Here is a 22,518-nt window from a genome sequence, read left to right as displayed (position 1 = left end):
TACGATATTTGTTACGTGATAAATTCATACTAGTTACCATGGGTTTTTTAAAAAAGAAACTGGCACAAGGGTGGGCATCCCTTCACAATAAAAATGAGCAAAAATGGATTGACAATCCGGTGGAAACACAAAACTATTGGTTTGAAAAACTCATTAAAGAATCTCAAAATACATATTTTGGCGTTGATTATTCTTTTTCTAAAATAAGTTCTATTTCAGATTTTCAAAAAAATGTTCCTGTTCAGAATTATGAAACGTTAAGACCTTATATAGAAAAAATTAAATCGGGACAAGATAATATTTTATGGCCTAATAAGCCCCTTTATTTTGCAAAAACCTCAGGTACCACCTCAGGCACTAAATACATTCCTATTACTAAAGAATCCATGCCCTTTCATATAGAAGGAGCTAAAAGTGCTTTACTTCATTATATATATAAAAGAAAAAATCCTAATTTTATCAATGGTAAAATGATTTTTTTACAAGGAAGTCCTGTTTTGGAAAATAATAATGGGATCATGACGGGAAGGCTGTCAGGAATTTCCGCCCATTTTGTTCCGAAATATCTTCAATACAATCGTATGCCTTCCTGGAAAACCAATTGCATTGAAGATTGGGAAACTAAAGTTGATAAAATTGTAGAGGAAACTGTTGATAAGAATATGACTTTAATCAGCGGCATTCCTCCTTGGCTGGTTATGTATTTTGAAAGATTGATTGCAAAATCGGGTAAATCTATAAGTAAAATTTTTCCCAATTTACAGCTTTTAGTAACGGGGGGTGTAAATTATAAGCCCTATGAAGATAAAATAAATGAATTAATTGGTAAAAAGTTGGATATTATCCAAACCTATCCGGCTTCGGAAGGATTTATAGCCTTTCAGGATGATGTGGACCATGAAGGATTATTGCTTATGTTGAATCATGGTATTTTTTATGAATTTATACCTTCAGAAGATATTGGTAAAAATAATCCGAGACGTCTTACTCTGGAACAAGTAGAATTTAATACGGATTATGCTATATTATTGACAACGAATGCCGGATTGTGGGCTTATGAAATAGGTGATTTAGTCCGATTTATCAGTAAAGATCCGTATAAAATTCTTGTCACCGGAAGAACTAAACATTTTACTTCTGCATTTGGTGAACATGTCATTTCATTCGAAGTAGAAGAAGCTATTAAAGAAACCATGGAAGTATCTGGATGTATTGTTCAAGAATTTACTCTTGCTCCTCAGGTGAATCCTGCAGAAGGGCTACCCTATCATGAATGGTTCATAGAATTTGAAAAACCGCCGATCAACATTGATGAATTTGAATCAAATTTAGATCAGGCTCTTAGAAAAAGAAATTCCTACTATAATGATCTTATTACGGGTGCTATCTTAAGACCTTTAAAAATTTCAACTATCAAAAAAGGAGGATTTAATGAGTATATGAAAGAAATTGGTAAGTTAGGAGGTCAAAATAAACTTCCTCGTTTGTCTAATGATCGAGCTATTGCCGATAAACTTGAAAAATATGTTTTGAAAAGTTAGAATGAAAATGTTATAGTAAATTAAAATCATATTGAAAGAACATACTATTTGAAAATTTTAGTTGTAATACCGGTATTTAATGAGTCTAAACATATATTGAAATGTTTACAATCTTTCTATGAACAATCCTATAAAAATATTGATTGGATTTTAGTCAATGATTCTTCAACGGATAATTCAAAAGAAATTATTGAAGAATTTATTAAAGATAAACCTACTTTTCGCTTTGTTAGTTTGATTAATAGCTCTGAACATGTACCGGGTGCAAAAGTAGTTAAAACGTTTTATGCCGGATTAAATTCAGTAAATTGGAAACAGTATGATGTTTTAGTTAAACTGGACGCCGATATAATTCTCCCTGAGAATTATTTTGAACTCATTGTAAATGAATTACAGAACAATCCAAAAATTGGCATTATCGGTGGATTGGTGTACATAAAAAAAGGGAATCAGTGGGTTTATGAAAATATTTCAAATAAAAATCATGTACGCGGCCCCATAAAAACTTATAGAAATGAATGTTTTATTGATATTGGTGGCCTTCGTATGACGTTGGGTTGGGATAATCTCGATATATTACTTGCCCGTATGCATCATTGGGAAGTTAAAGTCTTAAAGAATCTTTTTGTAAAACACCTAAAACCAACTGCACACGTTTATCAAGAAACTAAATCTAGAAAATTGGGTGAATATTTTTACAATATCGGACTATCCAAAAAATTAGCCTTTATATCCTGTGCAAAATCTTCATGGAAAGAAAAATCTTTACGACATTTTATAATTTCATTTAAAACTTTTATTTCTTTAGAAAAAGAAAAAAAAGAACGAGTGATCACTCAAGAGGAAATGAATTTCATTCGCAAATTTCGATGGAATGAAATGATTAAAAAATTCAAAAGGTAAATTTTTCATCTTTTCTTTTATACTATTTTATATGTAAAATTATTATTCCTTTCCTAAGAAAATTTCAATAGGTACTAGATTTAAAAGTTCTTTTCTATGTGAAGCCAAAAAAGAGTATTCCAATTGTGGAATATCTTCATTTGATATTGAATCAAAAACAGGAGGTAAAACTTCTTGGGTCGGAATTTTTTTGACTACTCCTAATCCATGATCGGTATCTAAAACACTTACAGTTAATTCAGGATGATTTTTTCTAAGAAAAACGATCGTTTTCCATACATCGCCGTTCCAAATATTTTTCCAACTTTTATGAGATGAAAATTTAATTCTTACATCTTCAATATTACTCGCAGGAAAGGCTGCAATCTTATCCTGAGGGTTGCAATCATGTATGATAATAATTCCTTGATCAGACAAATACTTAAGCGAATTTAGCGTATCTTTGAGAGATTGACTGAAAGTGTGTAACCCATCGATAAAGGTTAGATTTATCGGATTATTTTTAAGAAATTTATGATGCATGTCAAAGAAACGATCACTGGTCATCTCAAAATATTTGTTTTTAAAATTATGGGGATTTTTAACTAAATATCTAATTTTTTTGATAAAGCTAAAATTAAAATAAGGATCCACTGCAATTCTTTGTTTTGCTCCTTTGATATTAAAAAAACATTTTCCTCTGTTTACACCGATTTCCAAATAGTTTTTAACATTATTTACTTTTATTAAATAATTTAAAACATCAACTCTAGTAATCATAAGGTTTCTACTATTTTATTATTTATATATTTGTAATAGGTTTTATATCATGTAAATGTACAACATTGTAAGTGTAATTGTTACATATAATGGGGAAAAATGGATAAAAAAATGTTTGGATTCTTTATTGGCATCTAGCATACATACAGATATTTACCTTATAGACAATGGATCGACCGATAGCACTTTAAAAATTGTCGAAAATTATCCCCATGTAATTTATATGGAAAGTGGACGTAATATAGGGTTTGGACAAGCTAACAATATCCTTTTAAAAAAACTATATAAAGAAAAAAACTATACCCATTATTTTCTCATCAATCAAGATGCTTGGATAGACAAAAATTGTCTACAATATTTAGCTGATGTATCCATTAAAAATCCAAAGTTTGGTATACTAAGTCCCATACATTATAACCATGATTTCTCTGAAATGGATTTTAATTTTAAGGAATATTTAGCGAAAAGTAAAAAGAAAAACCAAGTTATTTTAGAAACTAATTTCGTTAATGCCGCTTTTTGGTTAATTAGTAAAAAATGTTTGGAAAAGACGGGTGTTTTTAATCCTTATTTCACCCATTACGGAGAAGATAAAAATTACTGTAATCGAGTCATTTATTCCGGATTAAAAATAGGAATTGTTACCACGGCTAAAGCCAATCATGATAGGAGTAAAACGACAGATTTTAGTAAAATACAAAGATTATCAAAAATAAAATTGGATTGTATACTTTTAAATCCAAATAATAATCTTTACAAAGCATATTTTGAAGCTTTTATTAATGTTTGGGGAATACCTAAGTATTATTTTAAAATGTTATCTATTAAAAATACTTCCGTATTATTTTATAAATTAGGGATTCACTATATACATTTGCTTTTCTCTAAAGAGATCCGATTGAATCGTAAACAACAAAAGGAAAACTTATTTAGCATATATTAAATGGGAATAGTAGCACGTCAAGGGATAAAATACAGTCTAATTAGTTATCTAAGTTTTTTACTGGGTACATTTTCAACCATTTTTATCTATCCTTCCAATCCTGAATTTTTGGGTAAATTAAGGTTCATTCAGCCATCTGCTGAACTGATCTGTCCCTTCATCCTTTTTGGACTTAGTTATGCAAACATAAAATTCCATCAAAAACTTAAAGCAAAAAATCAACAGGTCGACTTTCTTTATGCTTCAATTAAGTTTGTGTATCTCAATTTTATTTTTATCTCATTAGTATATTGGATAATCACTCGAGTGATTCCAAGTATTCAAGAATCTGATTCCTGGAAAATGAAACAGTATGTTTTGCCGGTCGCTTTGTCTCTTGCGTTAACTCAATTACTTTCAAAATATATCTCTAATTTAAAAAGAATAACAGTTCCCGGAATTTTTGAAAATTTTTTTCCTAAACTGGGAGCTCTTACAGCTTTTATCTCCTGTGTGTATATAGGAATATCACAAAAAAATGCTCTATATATATTCGTATTATTTTTTGTGATTGCTATGATTGGGCTGGTATATTATTTTGTAAAATTAAACAAAGATCATAAGAGCGGATCATTAGATATATTGAAAGATAAAAATTTTAGACTAAACTTATTAAATTTCTGTATATTTTCAGTTCTTGGAAGTATTGGAAATAGATTGGCTCTACAAATTGACAACCTGATGATTCCCGAACTGTTGGATTTTAAACAAAACGGGATCTATTCTATTTTAACGTCTATTGTGGGTTTTCTTACCGTTCCTTTGATGGGTATTTTCACCATATCCGGTCCTATAATTGTTGAAAAGCTGGAAAATAATAAATTAGATGAACTAAATGATTTCTATAAAAAAGTATCCAAATTTTTATTCTTATTTGGTACGGTCTTGTTGTCTTGTATTTTAGTCGGAATAGACTATCTATTCTTATTCATGAAAAACGGAAAAGAATTATCGGATGCAAAAGTTATTATTTACATTCTAGGAGCAGCCACCTTATTTGATTTGGCAACCGGTTTTAACAGTAATATTATTTCTTATTCAAAGTATTTTAGATTTAATATTTATGCAATGCTGTTTTTAGCGATTTTTACAATTATTTCAAATATTATTTTTATTTCGTATTTCAAATTAGGTATCGAAGGTATAGCTTTAGCAACGGCCTTATCTTTAACATTGTTTAATTTAATAAAATTAGGCTTTAATTACCGTAAGTTCGGCATACAACCGTTTTCAAAAGAGTATACGTATATAATAGTAACCGGAATAATGGGTGTTTTACTTGTAAATTATATACCCGATTTTTCCAATAATTTATTTAATTTAATTACTAAGCCCCTACTCATTTTATGCATATTTTTCGTCGCCAATAGTGTATTTAAATTTATTCCGATAAAAGAAATACTATCCACAAATATTAAATCTTTTTTGACGGGTAAAAAATAAAATATATAATTTTTTCAATAATAATAATTAATTTTTAATGAGTTGATAGATAATTGTTGTATTTAATGTATTTTTGTTAGGTAATTTCAATACATGAAACTTTTCTATACTTATTTTTTACTTTTATTTACCATAATCATCTTTTCTCAAGATAGAAAACAAATTAAAGGAAAAGTATATATTCTTGATAAGTATCATGAAATGGTTTCCGGTATTTATGTTAAAAATCTTTCAACCAATTACACAACGTTAACCGATATAACCGGTAAATTTTCTATTCCTGCACTCATTGGAGATGCCATTACTTTTCAATCATTCAATATCGAAAAAAGAACTATTTTGGTTACGCAAGACATGTTTGATCATTTGCAAATGAAAATTCAATTAGATCTTAAAGAAAAGCAATTAGAGGATATTTATGTTACTCCTTTTAAAACTTTTGGAAGCCTTGAATTGGATGTCAAACGAATTCCAATGATGAATAAAACCAACGAGATTTTAAAAAAATTAGGCAGTTTAAATCCATCACAAAAAATGGATGGAAGTACGGATGTTGATTCCGAAGCTTCAAAGTTATCTTCCATGAAATTTGGTATTGAGGGTATTTTGGATTTTATATCCGGAGAGGTTAAACGTAAAGAGCGCTTATCAATTTTTGAAGAGCAGTCAACCATAATCAAAAATGTTAGAGACTATTTTGGAGATGCTTACTTTGAAGAATTAGGTTTGAAAAAAAATGAAATCAATGATTTTATATTGTATGCTTATTTAAATCATAATTTAAAGTTTTATTACGATCATGATAATTACTTCCAGATTTTAAATATTTTCGATAAAAATATTCTTATCTACAAATCAAGAAAAAACAACGAAAAAAAGATTACACCAAAAATTGGCAAGCCTTATTTTCCTCAATAATGTAACCTTTCTCTATCTATTTGTATAAATAATTTTTTAACTCTATTTTTATAGGGTTAAAGACATCAATTGGTATGTACAAAAAAATATATAAGCTCCTTACTACTTTGTTTAAACCCTCAATCATTTATAAATATTTTTTTAACATTTCTCCTCTTTACATAAGGACAACAGGAAATATCAAATATGTTTCAGATGATGTACATAAAATAATAGTCGAAATTCCTCTTACGTACAAAAACCGAAACTATTCGGGAACTATGTTTGGTGGAAGCATACTTTCAGCTACGGATCCTATCTATATGTTGCAGCTCATACATATTCTGGGAACTAATTATATCGTTTGGGATAAATCTGCTTATGTTGATTACATAAGGCCGATTAATAAAAAAGCCATAGCTCTATTTGAATTTCAAAAAGAAGAAATAGAAAAGATAAAAGAAATGGTTAAAAATGATAATGAAATAGTTATCAAAAAGCAAATGAACATTACCAATTCAGAAGGTCAAATTTATTGTTATTTAGAGAAAAAAATCTATATAGCAGACAGTCAGTTTTATAAAGCAAAATTAAAAAGTAAAACTCACTGATAAATAAGTATAAATAAAAAGAATCAGCTTTGTAATTAAACTGATTCTATATAATTTATAGCTTAGAGTAATGACGAATAATTAATGTGCATCTTTAAAAGCTTTCAATTTTTTAGTCAATTCCGGTACAACTTCGAATAAATCACCAATTACACCATAATCAGCCGTTTTAAAAAAAGGTGCTTGCGGATCGTTGTTTATAACGACTATGGTTTTACTTTTAGTAATCCCGGCAACATGTTGAACAGCTCCCGAAATACCGATTGCTATATATAGTTTAGGAGAAATAGTTTTCCCTGTTTGTCCTACATGTTCGGCATGAGGTCTCCATCCTAAATCGGCTACCGGTTTAGTACAAGCTGTAGCTGCTCCAAGTACATTTGCTAAATCTTCAATTATTCCCCAGTTTTCCGGTCCTTTCATTCCTCTACCCGCTCCAACTACCAATTCAGCCACTTTAACATCTAATTTCCCTGTAGCTACTTCTTGTTGTTTTACTTGATATGTTGGATCTGCAACTGTAGTTACCGTAATTTTTTCTTCGGTACCGGAAACGGGATTTTCTTTTGCTCCCACAGAATTAACGGAAAGTGTTAGAACTATAGTAGATTCTTGAGTTTCAACGATAGCAATTCCTTTTCCTGAAAAAACAGATCTTTTAACTTTAAACGGTGTTACGGACAGCGGCCTCGAAATGGCTTGTGTAATATAAGCCGCAGATTTTTTTTTGACAATATAAGGAGCTATAGATACACTTTCATTAGTATGTGTAAAAAGAATATAGTTACCGTCAATTATTTTTGATAAAACCGAAGCGTATACTTTTGGATTAAAAGATTGCAAAGAATCATCTTGAATATTTATAACTTTAGTTGCTCCAAATTTGTATAAGTGTTCTGAAGAATCCTCAGAATTTATAGTTAGTGCCGTTACTGAATCTCCAATTTCATCTGCCAAAATTTTAGCGTATGTTATTAATTCGTAGGCCTCTTTTTTATATTTTCCTTTAGAGTTTTCTATATATGCGTAAATCATTTATTTCAACGTTTGTATTACAAAATTGATAGTAAGTTTATACTTAAATTACTTTCGCTTCTTCATGAAGCAAGCGAACCAATTCATCTAAGTTATTTTTATCTACATAAACCACTTGAGATCTAGTCTTTGGCTTTTCAAATTCTGCAATGATAACCTTATTTCCGGAAAATTTAGGTTCAACAACCGTAAAGGGTTTATTTTTAGCAGTCATAATACCTCTTATATTAGGAATTTTTAATTGATTTTCAGGAACAAAACCTTCTTGACCTGCTAAAACAGCAGGTAATTCAATTGAAATTGTTTCTTTTCCATTATCAATTTCCCGTACCACCTGTATGGTTTTTCCTTCAACTTCAAAACCGGTAACGGCATTAACAAATGGGTAATCTAATTCAGCGGCCACTAAACCCGGAACCAATCCTCCGTTATAATCAATCGATTCTTTACCTAAAAGTACCAAATCATAAGCTCCCTCTTTTGCTACGGCTGCAATTTCTTTAGCCACTAATTCACTGTCCGTAGGTCGAATATTAACCCGAATGGCATTATTAGCACCGATTGCCAAGGCCTTACGCATTACCGGCTCAACAGTAGTATCTCCAACTGTAATAATGGTTACTTCAGCTCCCTGTTTTTCTTGAAAATATAATGCTTTGCTTAGGCAATATTCATCTTGAGGATTAATTATATATTGAATTCCATTAGTATCGAATTCTTTTTGATCATTCGTAAAATTAATTTTGGATGTAGTATCCGGTACGCTACTTATAGCTACTAATATTTTCATCAACGTATTTTTTCCTGTAACTAAATTAAGTAAAAATAATAAAGTATTTTTATTTATTTACTTCTTTTACTAAGAAATTAAAGTAAATAAAATAAAAAATATAGGAATGTGTATATAATTTAGACAATTTGTGAAGAAAGCCCTTTTTTCAATAATGCTTGATGGATCGGAGTTAGATTTTCTAAAGATCCGGTTTTAACTTCACATTTTCCTTTGTAATGAACTAAAAAAGTACATTGTTGGGCTTGTTCTAAAGTATGTTCACATATCTCTATTAAGCAATCGATGACATAGTCAAACGTATTAAAATCGTCGTTATGCAAAACAATTACATGAGGAGCAGCTTCTTTTACTAACGTATCAACACTCTCCTGCTCTTTCCAACTGGGTTGATTATTGTAAATCATATTTTGTTTAATAATATTGAAATCCAATTATTTTTACTTAATTTCTGAACAAATTTTAAGCCATTCCCGGTAGCTTCTGCAATAATGTCATCAAAATCATGTTCAAAGATACCACTTACCAAAACGTATCCATTAGGACGCAGATTTTCAACGTATTTTGACATATCTTTTAATAAAATATTTTTATTGATATTGGCTAAAATTATATCAAATGAGTGATTTCCTAATAAATCGGCATCTCCCAATTTTATATCTATATCTACTTCATTTTTTTTAGAATTTTCCAGAGCATTACCGTAAGACCATTCATCAATATCTATCGCTTCAACATAATGGGCTCCCCTCTTTTTTGCAAAAATTGCCAAGACTCCGGTTCCGCTGCCCATATCTAAAACATCTTTACCTTCAAAATTCATTGTCAACATTGCATGAAGCATGTTATAAGTGGTTTCATGATGTCCCGTACCAAAAGACATCTTCGGATCAATTTTTATGGAAAAAGGAAGATCGTTTCTGACAGGATGAAAATCTGCATGTAAATAAATTTGATCTTCAATGACTACCGGTGGAAAATTTTTTTCCCATTCTTCATTCCAATTGATATCGGGAGATAATTTTTTTTCGTAAGATATTTCAACTTCAGGAGAAGACATAATAGGTAATTCCTTAATTAATTGCTCATCTTCTTCTTCAACCTTAATATAAGTTAAAAAACCCTGTTCGGTTTCAACAAAACTTTCAAAAGGCAACTCTGATAAAAAAGCGATTAAAATGTCTCTCCAAGGTTCTAATGGTTTTACGTTGAAATGGTATTCTGTATATTTCATGGAATCATTTAAGTATCGCAAATTTAAAAAATTAATAGCTTATTTTCTTAAGGATCTATAAAATTCATCCACGTTATATATTATAGCTACGCTTTGTTAATGGTTGATAATCTATAGCTGAAAATCCCTATCCAATTATTGAAAATTATTTTCTTTGAGAAGATTTTTTGGAATCAAACAAGTAAAATTATTTTTTTACTTTTACTTTATATTTATTGAAATTTCAATGTCACGATTCATCAATTTGCTGGTTTTACTACTATCTATCAACATTTCATTGGGACAACAATTGGTTTTACAAGATAGTATTAAAATTGAAGTTCCCGAATCGTTTAATTTTCAACAAGCAGATATTTTCAATTCATTATATTTCGTTTCTCAAAAAGATAACACTTTATTAAAATACGATTTAACTTCACAAAAAACATTTATACTTAAAAATTTTAATACATCCAAAAAACTGTTTATCGTAAATCCTTTATTTTTAGTAACTTTTGATAAGATGAACCAAGTTCTTGAATTTTATGACGATAAGCTAATCAATACTCAGGATAATGTTTCTATTTTAACCGATCAACTTATATATCCTGACTTAATTTATGTTCAAGACAATCATTCTTTATTATATTTTGATGAGTTGAACTCTCAAAGCTTTATTCAATACGATTACAGATCAAAAAATACAATTCTTTTTTCAAATACTTTGTCTAAAGAACTTTCAGATAATTTTGTTCTAAAGGATATCTACAGTTCTAAACAATCAAAATTTCTTCTTTTAAAAAGTAACAACGAATCCAACGAAGCTTATCAATACAAAATTTGTAAGCAAAATAATCAAAAGGTTTATACTTATGTAATACCCGAAATGGAAGACTATGGATGGATGGAACAAAATTTTTATTGGATACATAATGGTTATTTATATATCTATGATTTTGAAAACAAACCCGTTCAAATACCCTTGCCGAATTTAGGTGAAAAATATTATATTTTAAATAAACATTTATTTCTATGGAAATCTAAGGTTATGTACCTTTACACATTAGAAACTAAAAAATAAATTTATTAAGAATGCATATTGCTATAACCGGAAATATCGGCGCAGGAAAAACTACATTAACTAAATTATTATCAAATAATTACAATTGGATTGCACAATTTGAAGACACCGAACAAAATCCATATCTAGACGATTTTTATTACGATATGGCAAAATGGTCATTTAATTTGCAAATCTATTTCTTAAGTTCTCGTTTTAAACAAATAAAAGAAATTAGAGAAAATAAGAAAAATACAATCCAGGATAGAACTATTTATGAAGATGTATATATTTTTGCTTCAAATCTTCATGAAATGGGATTGATGCAAACTCGAGATTATGACAATTATTTGAATCTATTTAATTTAATGAAAGAGTATATCCAAGCTCCGGATCTTCTGATCTATCTTCGCGCCACCGTTCCTACTTTAGTAAATCAAATTCAAAAAAGAGGAAGAGAATACGAAACGTCCATTAGCATTGATTATCTTCAAAGATTAAATGAAAAATATGAAGAGTGGATTTCAAAATATACTGAAGGAAAATTATTGATCATCGATGTTGATAATATGGATTTTGTTGACAATAAAGAAGATTTAGGAAAAATTATTGATAAAGTAGAGGCTAATATTCACGGTTTATTTTAAAAGAATTCCGTCTTTATACGATTAAAATTATACTCTCTAAAATTTTAAAAAAAAATAGTAAATAATTTATTAAAATTATTTACTATTTATGTTATAGTTTATAGGGTGAATAATTGTACTATTTATCCAACTAAATTTAGTTAGCAACTTCGCTAATAAATTTAATTCTCATTATTCGTAATTCATCTTCTGAATAGTCTTCTCCAAATTCATCCAACAAGACGGACATTTTATCACTTTCAGACTCCATCAAAAAATCTATTATTTCGTCTTGTTGCTCTTCATCCAATAATTCATCTACATAGTAACCAATGTTTAGTTTAGTTCCTTGATAAACAATACTTTCCATTTCATTAAGTAAATCATTGATTGTTAAATCTTTTGCTTTTGCAATATCTTCAAAATCCAATTTCCTATCCGTACTTTGAATTATGAATACTTTATGAGACGATTTATTGGCTACTTGCTTAATGACTAAATCATCAGGACGTTCAATTTCATTTTCTTCAACATATTTGGCAATATATTCAACGAAATCTTTTCCAAATTTCTTTGCTTTACCCTCTCCTACACCAAACACATTGGAAAGTTCTGAAAGGGTGGTCGGATAATGTAAAGCCATATCTTCCAAGCTTGGATCTTGAAAAACAGCAAACGGAGGAATTGCATTTTTCTTGGCAACTCTTTTTCTGATATCTTTTAAATCATCAAATAATTTTTTATCTAATGCATTGCTACCCGCCGCTTGAGGGGTGACGATCGGAGTTTCCATTTCCTTTTCAAAATCAACATCCTCGGCTATTAAAATTTCTTTGGGATCATTAATAAATGTTTTGCCTAATTCAGATAATTTTAATAATCCGTAAGTTTCTATATCTTTAGTAAGAAAATTATGGACAATGGCCTGTCTGATGATGGATTTCCAGAAATTATCCGATTTATTTTTACCAAAACCAAAATAATCTTCAAATCCCAATTTATAGGATTTAGTAATGGCTGTTTCTTTTCCAACAGCTACATTAACCAGATCTTTTAATTTTAATTTTTCTTTCGTTTTTTCAACTACGGTAAGGATTTGTTTCATTTCTTCCGCAACATTTACCATTGTTTTCGGATTCATGGAATTATCATCCATTTTTGCTCCCAAGCCATTTTTTTCGTCAAAATCTTCTCCAAAATAATGAAGTAAATATTTTCGTCTGGACATGGATGTTTCCGCATAACCTACCACTTCTTGTAAAAGTTGTAAGCCTACTTCTCTTTCGGAAACAGGCTTTGAAGCTAGAAACTTTTCTAATTTCTCAACATCTTTATAATCGTAGAAAGCAAGACAATAACCTTCTCCTCCATCCCTTCCGGCTCTTCCGGTTTCTTGATAATAACTTTCTAAACTTTTGGGTATATCATAATGAATTACAAAACGCACGTCCGGCTTATCAATACCCATTCCGAAAGCTATGGTTGCACAAATTACATCCGTTTCCTCCATTAAGAATTTGTCTTGATGGGCTGCTCTGGATTTACTGTCTAATCCGGCATGATAAGGCAAAGCGTTTATTCCATTGACTTTTAATAATTCAGCTAATTCTTCTACCTTTTTTCTGCTTAAACAATAGATAATTCCGGATTTACCCGGATTGTCTTTTATATATTTTATAATTTGTTTTTCAGGATTTATTTTAGGTCTGATTTCATAATATAAATTCGGCCTGTTAAAAGAAGATTTGAAAATTTTAGCATCCGTCATTCCTAAGGTCTTTTGGATATCATCCTGAACCTTTGGCGTTGCTGTAGCCGTCAGGGCTATTATAGGTGTTTTACCGATTTTTTCAATTATGAATCGTAAATTTCTGTATTCAGGACGAAAATCATGCCCCCATTCAGAAATACAATGCGCTTCATCAATCGCAAAAAATGATAATTTTATAGTTTTTAAGAACTCTATATATTCTTCTTTGGTTAAAGATTCGGGAGCTACATAAAGCAATTTGGTTGTCCCGGATAGTATATCATCCTTAACTCTTTTTATTTCTGTTTTATTTAATGAAGAATTAAGGACATGTGCTATTCCTTCACTTGAGGATATACCTCTGACAGCGTCAACCTGATTTTTCATTAAGGCTATTAAGGGAGAGACAACAATCGCTGTACCCTCTAATAATAAGGCAGGTAACTGGTAACACAAGGACTTTCCGCCACCTGTAGGCATCAATACAAATACATCGTTGCCGCTCAACAAATTCGTAATTACTTCTTCTTGCGGCCCCTTAAATGAATTAAAACCAAAAAATTTTTTTAATAATTTAGGCAAGTCTTTTTCCAAAGATTTCATTCTTAAACTTTAGTTTTTTATTAAATTTGCTGTTTATTAAATTAAATATACAACAAATTTCTTAAACAAAAAAAATTATTTATTTTGGATGATCAAATGATTTTAAAAGCAGGCAAAGATACTATTTTATTTGAAACAACCGAATTACAATCCTTATATAATCGTTTAGGTGATGATTTTGTTAAAGCGGTACGTTATATACTTGATTCTAAGGGTAAACTTGTTTTATGCGGAGTCGGAAAAAGTGCACATATAGCCAATAAATTAGTAGCCACCTTTAATTCTACCGGAACACCATCACAATTTTTACACGCTGCCGAGGCAAAGCATGGCGATTTAGGTATTATTTCTAAAAATGATGTGGTCATCTGCATTTCTAACAGCGGTACTTCCTCAGAAATTCAAGAAGTAGCTCCTTTTCTTAAAGAATATTCTTCGGTATTAATAGCCATGACCTCTAATAAAAATTGCTTATTGGCAGAACTTGCTGACGTGGTTTTAGATACTCAAGTGGAAAAAGAAGCCGATCCTAATAATCTGGCACCCACCACTTCCACTATAGTACAATTAGCTATGGGGGATGCTCTCGCAGTTGCCTTACTTCAGGCTAAAAATTTTACTTCTACCGATTTTGCTAAATATCATCCGGGAGGTGCTTTAGGTAAAAAACTGCTTCTAAAAGTGGAACAATTGGTAAAACCTGACCGAAGGCCTGAAGTTCAACTATCTGCTCATCTTAAAGAAATTATCAATTCCTTAACGTATTCATCTTACGGTATCACTGTCGTTATTGAGGATCATAAGGTTAAAGGAGTAATTACCGATGGAGATGTAAGAAGGACGTTAGCTAAAGATGTAGATTACAATCAAATTACAGCTAAAGATATAATGTCTGTTACACCTAAAACCATTCAAAAAAATGAATTAGCCAGTGTTGCTTTTGAAGAGCTTAAAAATAATCAAATAGGTCAATTAGTTGTACTAGATGGAGAAAATTATGTAGGTATTATAGACCTGCATACTCTATTGGATAATGGATTTAAATAATTTTATTTAAATTAGTATCTTTTTTAACTAAAAAAATTCAATGGCTCAAAAAAAAGAGAATGATAATGCGAATATGCCGTTTCTTGCTCATATTGGCGTTTTAAGAAAGCATATTTTACGATCTTTAGTGGCTATATGTTTAGGGGCATGTTTCGTTGGATATAAAATTCATTTTGTAATGGACCATATTATATTCGGTCCGATACATAAGAATTTTTTGACCTTTAAACTTATGAATTTTTTCGGTAGGATTTTTGGTTCTAGTGATGTATTTGATATGCCCGACGAATTTCCCATCCAAGTGCGTAAAATTTTTGAGCAATTAAATACAGCCTTTTATGTGTCTATTGTAGGGGGCTTTATATTGGTATTTCCTTATGTTATTTATGAATTATGGAAATTTATTTCTCCCGGACTCAAACCGAATGAAAAGAAAAATTCTTTGACTTTTTTTATTTCAACTTATTTTCTCTTTATTCTCGGATGTTGTTTCGGCTATTTTTTTGTTACTCCTCTGACGATGCACTTTGGTTATTTTTTTAATATTTCCGAAACCATTAAAGTTAACATTGATCTGTCCAGTTATATACGAATTCTATTACAAACTGTATTAGGAATGGGCTTGATTTTTTTATTGCCTGTTATTGTATATGTTCTTACCAGTATCGGTATTTTAACTCCAAATTTCTTAAAAAAATACAGAAGACATGCCTTGGTTATTATTTTAATAATTGCCGGATTTATTACCCCCGGTGATATTCCTTCAATGCTCGTTGCCTCTTGTCCTTTATATTTACTATATGAAGCCAGTATATTGGTTTCTTCCTTGGTTTACAAAAGAAATAAAAGCGAAGCTTCTTAATTATGCAATATTGTAAGCATTTATAATTCTAACAAAATATAAAAATATCTAAAACTCACTTAATATACTTTTAACTTCATCTAAATAATAATTGCCGAATAAAATGGAATGAACCAGCAAAGGGTACAATTGGGTATAGGGTATACGTTCCTCCCATCCTTTTTCTAATGGGTACTTAGAATTGTAACCTTCATAAAAATCGACGGAAAATCCTCCAAACAGACGGGTCATTCCCAAATCCATTTCTCTATGTCCGTAATAAACGGCCGGATCTAAAACCACCGGATCACCGGTATTTGATATTAAGAAGTTGCCACTCCACAAATCTCCATGGACTAGTGAAGGAGTTTCTTTAGGAAAAATATCATCAATTTGTAGATAAAAATTTTCTGCCGCTCGTACTTCTTGATTAGATAAAGCATTCATATCAGTCAATTTTTTTATTAAGGGTTGTAAATGATATTGAGCATAGAATTCACCCCATGTAGACGCTTTAGTATTTTTTTGAGGTAAACGTCCCACATAATTATCGCTACTGAATCCAAAAAACGGTTGAGGAATTTTATGCATCGAAGCAAGGGATTTTCCAAAATTTTCCCATATTTCTTCATTGGCTTCCCCTTTGGAAATTAATTCGAGAATCAAATATTGCTCATTGCCACTATCATCTATTTTAATAATCTTAGGGGTTCTTAATGTATGGGTTTCCTCTATAGATTTTAGTCCTTTTGCTTCCTCTCTAAGCATTCCGGGAAATTCTTTTGTACTATTGGTTTTCATAAAAAAATTTCCCTCCACAGATTGTAAAACGTATGACTTATTTGTGTCTCCGCCCGAAATAGGCTTATAACTAGTTATCTTACTCGGTAAACGTTTCAGTATATTTTGTAGATTCATGTTTGATTTTTTATAATTTAAAATAATGTTTATTAATAATATCAAAAAATATACAAAATTGTATTACTATTTTATAATATTCTAACATACTAATATATCAATATAAAAAACAAATAAAACTTTAAAATAATTGGATACATGCAACAATTAATACTCAACTAACTTTATTTATTATATCATTTTTTATATAAATATTGATTTTTATCGATATATTAATTATAAATAGCTAATTTTAAATTTTATTCTAATAAAAAATTACTAATTTTGAAGAAACTAATTTTATACTCTTTTACATTTACTTTTCCTTAAAATCTGAACACTTTTAGTCAACCCTAAAATTTTAAGAATTTATGAAAAAAAAGATTATTCTATTAACACTATTTTTAATAAGCTCATTAAATATTTATACTTCTTGTAATAAAAAGGATTCATCGCATAAAATTGATCCTTTATCTGCAGCCGCTTCTATGACAAAAGAAGATATTCAAAAATCCAAAGAGGAAGAGATTGCTAATCTTCCTGAAAATACTTTTATAGTAGAGGGAGATGATGCAATGCAATTTAATATACACGAATTAAAAGCAAAAGCAGGAAAACCTATAACCCTTACACTTAAACATGTGGGCAAAGCTAGTGTTAAAGATATGGGACATAATATAGTAATTATAAAACCGGGTACCAATTTTAATGATTTTGCAAATCGAGCAGCTAAGGATGCGGCTGATGATTATATTCCTAAAAATAATCCGTCAATTGTTGCCCATACCAAATTGTTAGGAGGAGGTGGACAAGATACGATAACCTTTACAATTAATGAAAAAGGAACTTATGAATATTTATGTACATTTCCCGCGCATAGTGCGACAATGAGAGGTAAACTTATCGTAGAATAAATTTTTAACTTTTAAAATAAAAAAAAACAGGAATATACTTCCTGTTTTATTATTTTATATAAAAATTAAATCTATTTAATTTTTGGCGCTTGTAAATAAAAATTATGGGCCGTTTTTAATATATATTCCTCATTTATATCCGAATAGTCTATGCAGCTGACTTGAGAATTTACATCGTCATTATATAATTGGCGATACACATTGGATCGAACAAATGGATAATATTTTCCTTTTTTAACTAATAGCATTAACACCGTTAATAAATCTTTATCATTTTTATCTGTTGAATTATAAAAATCAACAAGAAATGGTATGGACTCAATAGCATTAATTTCCAATAAAGCTTTTTTAAAGTTGAGACCCATATATTGATTTTTTAAAGAGGTTTCACGTATAAATTCTTGAATATTTTTTCGATATTGTTTTAAAAACTTTTTTTGTCTTGCACTCCATTTGGGATCATTAACCGAAGTAGGCAGCTTTCCGAAAATTTTATTTTCCTCATAGATCGCTAGGGAATCTATATCTTCGCTTGAAGATTTAATTTCGGGATAAACCATAGTATAGGTAAATTTTTCTTTAATTGTCAATTTATCAAAATCTTTTTCCGATAAGTACCTATCACTATATTCATTTGATTCAGTATCATTGATTGATGATAATTTTGAAATCAACTTTTCAATTTTTGATAAATTATAAGATGGTATTGAATTTTTTAAACGTTCTTCTTGATTTATACTTTTTATATTAGTTGAATCAATCGAAATGTTATTTTCAGTTTCTTGAGCAATATAAATATTAAAAATCAATAGAATAATAAGTAAAAATTTTTCTCTCATAAGCGCATATAATATTAGTTTTTTTCATAATAGTAATCAGTGTTACATTAAAAAGCAATATAAAACGCTCGAAACATTTTATATAAAAACTCGCTTTTAATAGTAATGTTTTAGAGTAAATCTTATGGATACTGATTTATTCTCTCAAATACCTTGCAATATAAACAATAATTTATCATAAATAGCAATTTATTTTCATAAAATAGAATAATATTTGTCATATAATTAGCATTTTGAAATGAAAAATTAATAATATATAAATATTCAATTTATATTTTTTATATAAAAAAAATCATTTACAAAATTTTATAATATATAAAAATGATTTTTACTGCTACAATTCTTTTTTAAATTTTAAAAACTAAATATTTGATATAGAATATATAACTATATCAAATAAAATAAGTAAATAACATAAAAAGGAGAATGATATCAATAATATTTGATTTCATTCTCCTTTTTGGTATGTTAAGTGAATATATTTATGATTCAATTATTAATTCTTCAATAAAATACAATGTTCAATATATTATTTAAATTTTATTTATAATGGCTTGAACGGAGTATTTGAAAAAATGTAATAATAAGAATTATTATAAATTAGATTTAATGATATTTTGTGATCTTTCAGGACCTACAGAAACTAAATATATTTGAACACCAAGAAAATTTTCAATAAATTCTAAATATTTTTTAGCTAAAATAGGTAATTCTTCATAAGAGGTAACCTTTGAAATATCTTCTTTCCAACCGTCTAAATCTTGATAAATAACTTCATAATTTGCTAATTCTTCAATAGTTGACGGGAAAATCTCTGTTATAGTACCTTCAGGCGTTTTATAGGCGGTTCCCACTTTAATTTTATCAAAATCACTTAATACATCCAATTTGGTTATTACTAAATGCGTAATCCCATTAATCATACATGAATAGCGTAAGGCTACTAAGTCTAACCAACCGCAACGACGTGGGCGTCCGGTTGATGCCCCATATTCATTACCTATTTTACGTATAAGTTCTCCTGTTTCGTTTTCCAATTCTGTAGGAAAAGCCCCGTTACCAACTCTTGTACAATAAGCTTTAGATACTCCTATTAAATTTTTTAAACTGGTTGGTGGAACCCCTGCTCCTACGGTTGTACCTCCGGTAGTTGGAGACGACGAGGTTACATAAGGATAGGTTCCGAAATCTATATCTAACATAAGTGCCTGAGCACCTTCAAACAGAACATTTTTATCTTCTTTTATTGCATGATTTATTTCGTATTCTGAATCTATAATGCGATTTTTAAGTTTTTTTCCAAATTCAAGATATTTTGTGTAAATATCATCAAATTTTAATGGTTCTTTGTTAAACAGCTTTTCAAATAAAACATTTTTAACGTTAAGATTTTCCTTTATTTTAGTTTTTAAAACTTCAGGATTTAATAAATCAATGGCTCTGATTCCTGTTCTTGAAATTTTATCTTCATAACAAGGTCCTATCCCTCTTTTGGTTGTTCCAATTTGAGAACTTCCTGCAAATTCTTCTCTATAGGTATCAAGTAAAATATGATACGGCATAATGATATGAGCCCTGCTGCTGATAAAAACATGATCGGTATTTAAACCTCTTTTTTCAATTTGTTCTATTTCATTGAAAAAAGCTTCAGGATTTACTACCACCCCATTTCCTATGATACATTTTCCTTTACATTGAAGAACTCCGGAAGGCAAAAGATGTAATACAAATTTATCTTCTCCTACGTATACTGTATGTCCTGCATTATTTCCTCCTTGATAGCGTACTACATAATCTGATTTTTCCGCTAAAACGTCTGTAATTTTTCCTTTTCCTTCGTCGCCCCATTGTAAGCCGACAACAACATATGTTGACATATATAGTTTAATTTATAATAGTTTTATTATTTTATAGAAATTACTTAAAAATAGCAACTCTTTTTGCAAAATTAATTGATTATTATTAATAGCTGCTATTTTACTTAAAAAGTAATTGACATTTTATTACCATATATTAAAATATGAGCTTATTAAAATTAATTTATTTAAGCATCTTACGGATCATTATTTATTTAATGATGGTATATCTGCAAAAAATCACTTCTTCTTAACAAGCTCATAAAAGAAATTTTATTTTACCGGAATGTTTTTAAGAATTTCCAGTAAGAAATCCCAAAATTTTTGAACCGATGATATACTAACTCTTTCTTTAGGAGAGTGGGCACCTTTAATAGTTGGCCCGAATGAAATCATATCCATTGATGGATATTTTTCTCCAATAATTCCACATTCTAATCCTGCATGACAAGCCTGAACAGAAGGTTTCTCCCCGTATTTTTTTTCATAAATACTTTCCGCCAGTTTTAATATTTCTGAAGAGGGATTTGGCTTCCATCCGGGATATGAACCGGTTAATTCAACTTTCATTCCTCCTAACTGTAATGCAGCTTCAAGTGACGTTGCCACCCACATTTTAGAACTTTCAACTGATGATCGCGTTAAACATTGTATTTCAGCCTTTCCTTTTTCCAATTTTACTCTTGCAATATTGTTTGAGGCTTCAACTAATCCTTCGATATCCGGACTCATTCGAAATACTCCGTTAGGAGCAGCTTGTAGACTTGAGATAAATTTTCTACTGTCTTCAACGCTCAATCCTTTTTCTACATGATCTATTTGAGAAAGCTGAATATTCAGATTATTGTCTATGCTACTAAACTCTGATTTGATTTCTGAATATAGATGATTAAATTGTTCTTGTAATTTGCTTTCAAATTCAGAGGATATTGAAAATATTGCAGAAGCTTCTCTGGGTATAGCATTTCTCAAGCTTCCTCCATCAAAAGAAATCAATTGAATATTAAATTTTAAAAAATCATATAAAAAACGGTTTAATAACTTATTAGAATTACCTAAACCTTTATGAATTTCCATTCCGGAATGACCTCCATGTAAACCGGACAAATTAATTCGGTAAGTTTTAGAATTTTTAATGATTTCTTTTTCTTCATAATTTGCTTTCGCTGTAACATCAATTCCTCCCGCACAACCTATGTCAATTTCATCATCTTCTTCTGTATCCAAATTAAGCAAAATATCTCCTGATAATATATCTTTACTTAATTCGAATGCTCCGGTTAAACCGGTTTCTTCGTCAATGGTAAATAAAGCTTCTATAGCCGGATGTTCAATATCTTTTGAAGATAGAACACTCATTATGGCAGCGACTCCTATTCCGTTGTCTGCCCCTAAGGTTGTTCCTAATGCATGAACCCAATCACCTTCATGAGTCATTTGTATTCCTTGGGTTTCAAAATCAAAATCTACATCATTATTTTTTTGGCAGACCATGTCCAAATGGGATTGTAAAACCACCTTTTTTCTATTTTCATATCCCGGGGTTGCAGGTTTTTTTATTACCACATTTCCACAGATATCTTCAATAGTTTCTAAATGTAAAGATGCTCCAAAGTCTTTAATAAATTTGATAACTTTTTCTTCTTTTTTAGAAGGTCTTGGTACGGAGTTCAAATCTGCAAAATGATTCCATATAGACTCGGGTTTCAATTTCTTAATAGTGTTGTTATTCATATCTTATCTTATTAAGAGGAATTTTTATTGAACAAATTTCGTTTTTTTAATATAATATGTTTTAAGTTTTAATGTTTGTTACTAAGTATTTTAGAAAAATATATTTATATGTTATCTTATTTTTAATTAAATATTTTTTCATAGTTAGTCCACAATAAATCTTACAGAATTTTCAAA

At 29.6% G+C, this 22,518-nt stretch carries 21 protein-coding genes; 11 read left to right on the top strand and 10 right to left on the bottom strand.

The window, feature by feature from the left end:
* Nucleotides 1–38: 38 nt before the first annotated feature.
* Both GYM72_RS04455 and GYM72_RS04450 read left to right on the top strand, forming a co-directional pair.
* The gene (locus GYM72_RS04455) at nt 39–1,541 is read left to right on the top strand and encodes a GH3 auxin-responsive promoter family protein (protein WP_220264953.1); all 1,503 of its coding nucleotides are present in this window, start codon (nt 39–41) and stop codon (nt 1,539–1,541) included.
* Between the two features lie 48 nt (nt 1,542–1,589).
* Nucleotides 1,590–2,444, top strand: coding sequence for a glycosyltransferase family A protein (locus GYM72_RS04450; RefSeq protein ID WP_220264857.1), 855 nt, complete (start codon nt 1,590–1,592; stop codon nt 2,442–2,444).
* A gap of 42 nt (nt 2,445–2,486) precedes the next feature.
* Here the strand turns inward: GYM72_RS04450 and GYM72_RS04445 are convergent, their stop codons facing one another.
* Nucleotides 2,487–3,203 carry a class I SAM-dependent methyltransferase gene (locus GYM72_RS04445; protein ID WP_220264856.1) on the bottom strand — a complete coding sequence of 239 codons (717 nt, stop codon included), beginning with the start codon at nt 3,201–3,203 and terminating at the stop codon, nt 2,487–2,489.
* A gap of 55 nt (nt 3,204–3,258) precedes the next feature.
* On the opposite strand from GYM72_RS04445, the gene GYM72_RS04440 reads away from it, so the two are divergent.
* The 4 genes from GYM72_RS04440 (at nt 3,259) to GYM72_RS04425 (ending at nt 7,136) form a co-directional block, all read left to right on the top strand.
* A complete protein-coding gene (locus GYM72_RS04440; protein ID WP_220264855.1) occupies nt 3,259–4,146 on the top strand; it encodes a glycosyltransferase in 888 nt (295 codons plus the stop codon).
* Nucleotides 4,147–5,628: a lipopolysaccharide biosynthesis protein gene (locus GYM72_RS04435; RefSeq protein ID WP_220264854.1), complete on the top strand. Its 1,482-nt coding sequence runs from the start codon at nt 4,147–4,149 to the stop codon at nt 5,626–5,628. It begins immediately after the preceding gene.
* A gap of 93 nt (nt 5,629–5,721) precedes the next feature.
* Complete coding sequence (locus tag GYM72_RS04430) at nt 5,722–6,546, top strand: hypothetical protein (protein ID WP_220264853.1); 825 nt, start codon at nt 5,722–5,724, stop codon at nt 6,544–6,546.
* Nucleotides 6,547–6,620: 74 nt separating this feature from the next.
* Nucleotides 6,621–7,136: a PaaI family thioesterase gene (locus GYM72_RS04425; protein WP_220264852.1), complete on the top strand. Its 516-nt coding sequence runs from the start codon at nt 6,621–6,623 to the stop codon at nt 7,134–7,136.
* A gap of 81 nt (nt 7,137–7,217) precedes the next feature.
* Here GYM72_RS04425 and GYM72_RS04420 read toward each other — a convergent pair whose 3' ends face one another.
* From GYM72_RS04420 to prmA, 4 genes are all read right to left on the bottom strand, one after another.
* Nucleotides 7,218–8,171, bottom strand: coding sequence for an electron transfer flavoprotein subunit alpha/FixB family protein (locus GYM72_RS04420; protein ID WP_220264851.1), 954 nt, complete (start codon nt 8,169–8,171; stop codon nt 7,218–7,220).
* Nucleotides 8,172–8,214: 43 nt separating this feature from the next.
* Nucleotides 8,215–8,961: an electron transfer flavoprotein subunit beta/FixA family protein gene (locus tag GYM72_RS04415; RefSeq protein ID WP_220264850.1), complete on the bottom strand. Its 747-nt coding sequence runs from the start codon at nt 8,959–8,961 to the stop codon at nt 8,215–8,217.
* 119 nt (nt 8,962–9,080) lie between these two features.
* Nucleotides 9,081–9,368, bottom strand: a complete 288-nt coding sequence (locus tag GYM72_RS04410; protein ID WP_220264849.1) for an ATP-dependent Clp protease adaptor ClpS — start codon at nt 9,366–9,368, stop codon at nt 9,081–9,083.
* Nucleotides 9,365–10,195: a 50S ribosomal protein L11 methyltransferase gene (prmA, locus tag GYM72_RS04405; protein ID WP_220264848.1), complete on the bottom strand. Its 831-nt coding sequence runs from the start codon at nt 10,193–10,195 to the stop codon at nt 9,365–9,367. Before prmA ends, GYM72_RS04410 begins: the two co-directional genes overlap by 4 nt.
* A 226-nt stretch (nt 10,196–10,421) precedes the next feature.
* On the opposite strand from prmA, the gene GYM72_RS04400 reads away from it, so the two are divergent.
* Together GYM72_RS04400 and GYM72_RS04395 are read left to right on the top strand one after the other, a co-directional pair.
* The gene (locus GYM72_RS04400) at nt 10,422–11,255 is read left to right on the top strand and encodes a hypothetical protein (RefSeq protein WP_220264847.1); all 834 of its coding nucleotides are present in this window, start codon (nt 10,422–10,424) and stop codon (nt 11,253–11,255) included.
* 11 nt (nt 11,256–11,266) lie between these two features.
* Entirely contained in the window at nt 11,267–11,881 is a 615-nt protein-coding gene (locus tag GYM72_RS04395) for a deoxynucleoside kinase (protein WP_220264846.1), read from the top strand.
* A 136-nt stretch (nt 11,882–12,017) separates the two neighbouring features.
* On the opposite strand, the gene recQ is transcribed toward GYM72_RS04395, so the two are convergent.
* Nucleotides 12,018–14,213 (bottom strand): DNA helicase RecQ, encoded by a 2,196-nt coding sequence (gene recQ, locus GYM72_RS04390; protein WP_220264845.1) that lies wholly within the window; start codon nt 14,211–14,213, stop codon nt 12,018–12,020.
* Between the two features lie 84 nt (nt 14,214–14,297).
* On the opposite strand from recQ, the gene GYM72_RS04385 reads away from it, so the two are divergent.
* The gene (locus GYM72_RS04385; protein ID WP_370626053.1) at nt 14,298–15,260 is read left to right on the top strand and encodes an SIS domain-containing protein; all 963 of its coding nucleotides are present in this window, start codon (nt 14,298–14,300) and stop codon (nt 15,258–15,260) included.
* Between the two features lie 40 nt (nt 15,261–15,300).
* Nucleotides 15,301–16,122, top strand: coding sequence for a twin-arginine translocase subunit TatC (tatC, locus tag GYM72_RS04380; RefSeq protein ID WP_160542164.1), 822 nt, complete (start codon nt 15,301–15,303; stop codon nt 16,120–16,122).
* A 48-nt stretch (nt 16,123–16,170) separates the two neighbouring features.
* On the opposite strand, the gene GYM72_RS04375 is transcribed toward tatC, so the two are convergent.
* The gene (locus tag GYM72_RS04375; RefSeq protein ID WP_220264844.1) at nt 16,171–17,019 is read right to left on the bottom strand and encodes a fructosamine kinase family protein; all 849 of its coding nucleotides are present in this window, start codon (nt 17,017–17,019) and stop codon (nt 16,171–16,173) included.
* Between the two features lie 350 nt (nt 17,020–17,369).
* Here GYM72_RS04375 and GYM72_RS04370 point away from each other — a divergent pair, with 350 nt between their 5' ends.
* On the top strand, nt 17,370–17,912 hold the full coding sequence (locus GYM72_RS04370) for a plastocyanin/azurin family copper-binding protein (RefSeq protein ID WP_220264843.1): 543 nt from the start codon (nt 17,370–17,372) through the stop codon (nt 17,910–17,912).
* Nucleotides 17,913–17,983: 71 nt separating this feature from the next.
* Here the strand turns inward: GYM72_RS04370 and GYM72_RS04365 are convergent, their stop codons facing one another.
* The 3 genes from GYM72_RS04365 to GYM72_RS04355 form a co-directional block, all read right to left on the bottom strand.
* Nucleotides 17,984–18,751 carry a hypothetical protein gene (locus tag GYM72_RS04365; RefSeq protein WP_220264842.1) on the bottom strand — a complete coding sequence of 256 codons (768 nt, stop codon included), beginning with the start codon at nt 18,749–18,751 and terminating at the stop codon, nt 17,984–17,986.
* Between the two features lie 593 nt (nt 18,752–19,344).
* A complete protein-coding gene (locus tag GYM72_RS04360) occupies nt 19,345–20,628 on the bottom strand; it encodes an adenylosuccinate synthase (RefSeq protein ID WP_220264841.1) in 1,284 nt (427 codons plus the stop codon).
* Between the two features lie 252 nt (nt 20,629–20,880).
* Entirely contained in the window at nt 20,881–22,341 is a 1,461-nt protein-coding gene (locus GYM72_RS04355; protein WP_220264840.1) for an aminoacyl-histidine dipeptidase, read from the bottom strand.
* Nucleotides 22,342–22,518 lie beyond the last annotated feature (177 nt).

Source organism: Apibacter sp. ESL0404 (assembly GCF_019469245.1).
In the GTDB taxonomy this organism is placed as follows: domain Bacteria; phylum Bacteroidota; class Bacteroidia; order Flavobacteriales; family Weeksellaceae; genus Apibacter.
Note: the sequence above shows the minus strand (reverse complement) of the source record. Positions and strands in the feature narration are given on the sequence as shown.

Coding starts and splice junctions, on each gene's coding strand:
- GYM72_RS04400 (WP_220264847.1), top strand. CDS start 10,422: ATGTCACGATTCATCAATTTGCTGGTTTTACTACTATCTATCAACATT.
- tatC (WP_160542164.1), top strand. CDS start 15,301: ATGGCTCAAAAAAAAGAGAATGATAATGCGAATATGCCGTTTCTTGCT.
- GYM72_RS04375 (WP_220264844.1), bottom strand. CDS start 17,019: ATGAATCTACAAAATATACTGAAACGTTTACCGAGTAAGATAACTAGT.
- GYM72_RS04430 (WP_220264853.1), top strand. CDS start 5,722: ATGAAACTTTTCTATACTTATTTTTTACTTTTATTTACCATAATCATC.
- GYM72_RS04435 (WP_220264854.1), top strand. CDS start 4,147: ATGGGAATAGTAGCACGTCAAGGGATAAAATACAGTCTAATTAGTTAT.
- GYM72_RS04410 (WP_220264849.1), bottom strand. CDS start 9,368: ATGATTTACAATAATCAACCCAGTTGGAAAGAGCAGGAGAGTGTTGAT.
- GYM72_RS04445 (WP_220264856.1), bottom strand. CDS start 3,203: ATGATTACTAGAGTTGATGTTTTAAATTATTTAATAAAAGTAAATAAT.
- GYM72_RS04355 (WP_220264840.1), bottom strand. CDS start 22,341: ATGAATAACAACACTATTAAGAAATTGAAACCCGAGTCTATATGGAAT.
- GYM72_RS04360 (WP_220264841.1), bottom strand. CDS start 20,628: ATGTCAACATATGTTGTTGTCGGCTTACAATGGGGCGACGAAGGAAAA.
- GYM72_RS04440 (WP_220264855.1), top strand. CDS start 3,259: ATGTACAACATTGTAAGTGTAATTGTTACATATAATGGGGAAAAATGG.
- GYM72_RS04365 (WP_220264842.1), bottom strand. CDS start 18,751: ATGAGAGAAAAATTTTTACTTATTATTCTATTGATTTTTAATATTTAT.
- GYM72_RS04415 (WP_220264850.1), bottom strand. CDS start 8,961: ATGAAAATATTAGTAGCTATAAGTAGCGTACCGGATACTACATCCAAA.
- GYM72_RS04420 (WP_220264851.1), bottom strand. CDS start 8,171: ATGATTTACGCATATATAGAAAACTCTAAAGGAAAATATAAAAAAGAG.
- GYM72_RS04395 (WP_220264846.1), top strand. CDS start 11,267: ATGCATATTGCTATAACCGGAAATATCGGCGCAGGAAAAACTACATTA.
- GYM72_RS04370 (WP_220264843.1), top strand. CDS start 17,370: ATGAAAAAAAAGATTATTCTATTAACACTATTTTTAATAAGCTCATTA.
- prmA (WP_220264848.1), bottom strand. CDS start 10,195: ATGAAATATACAGAATACCATTTCAACGTAAAACCATTAGAACCTTGG.
- GYM72_RS04425 (WP_220264852.1), top strand. CDS start 6,621: ATGTACAAAAAAATATATAAGCTCCTTACTACTTTGTTTAAACCCTCA.
- recQ (WP_220264845.1), bottom strand. CDS start 14,213: ATGAAATCTTTGGAAAAAGACTTGCCTAAATTATTAAAAAAATTTTTT.
- GYM72_RS04455 (WP_220264953.1), top strand. CDS start 39: ATGGGTTTTTTAAAAAAGAAACTGGCACAAGGGTGGGCATCCCTTCAC.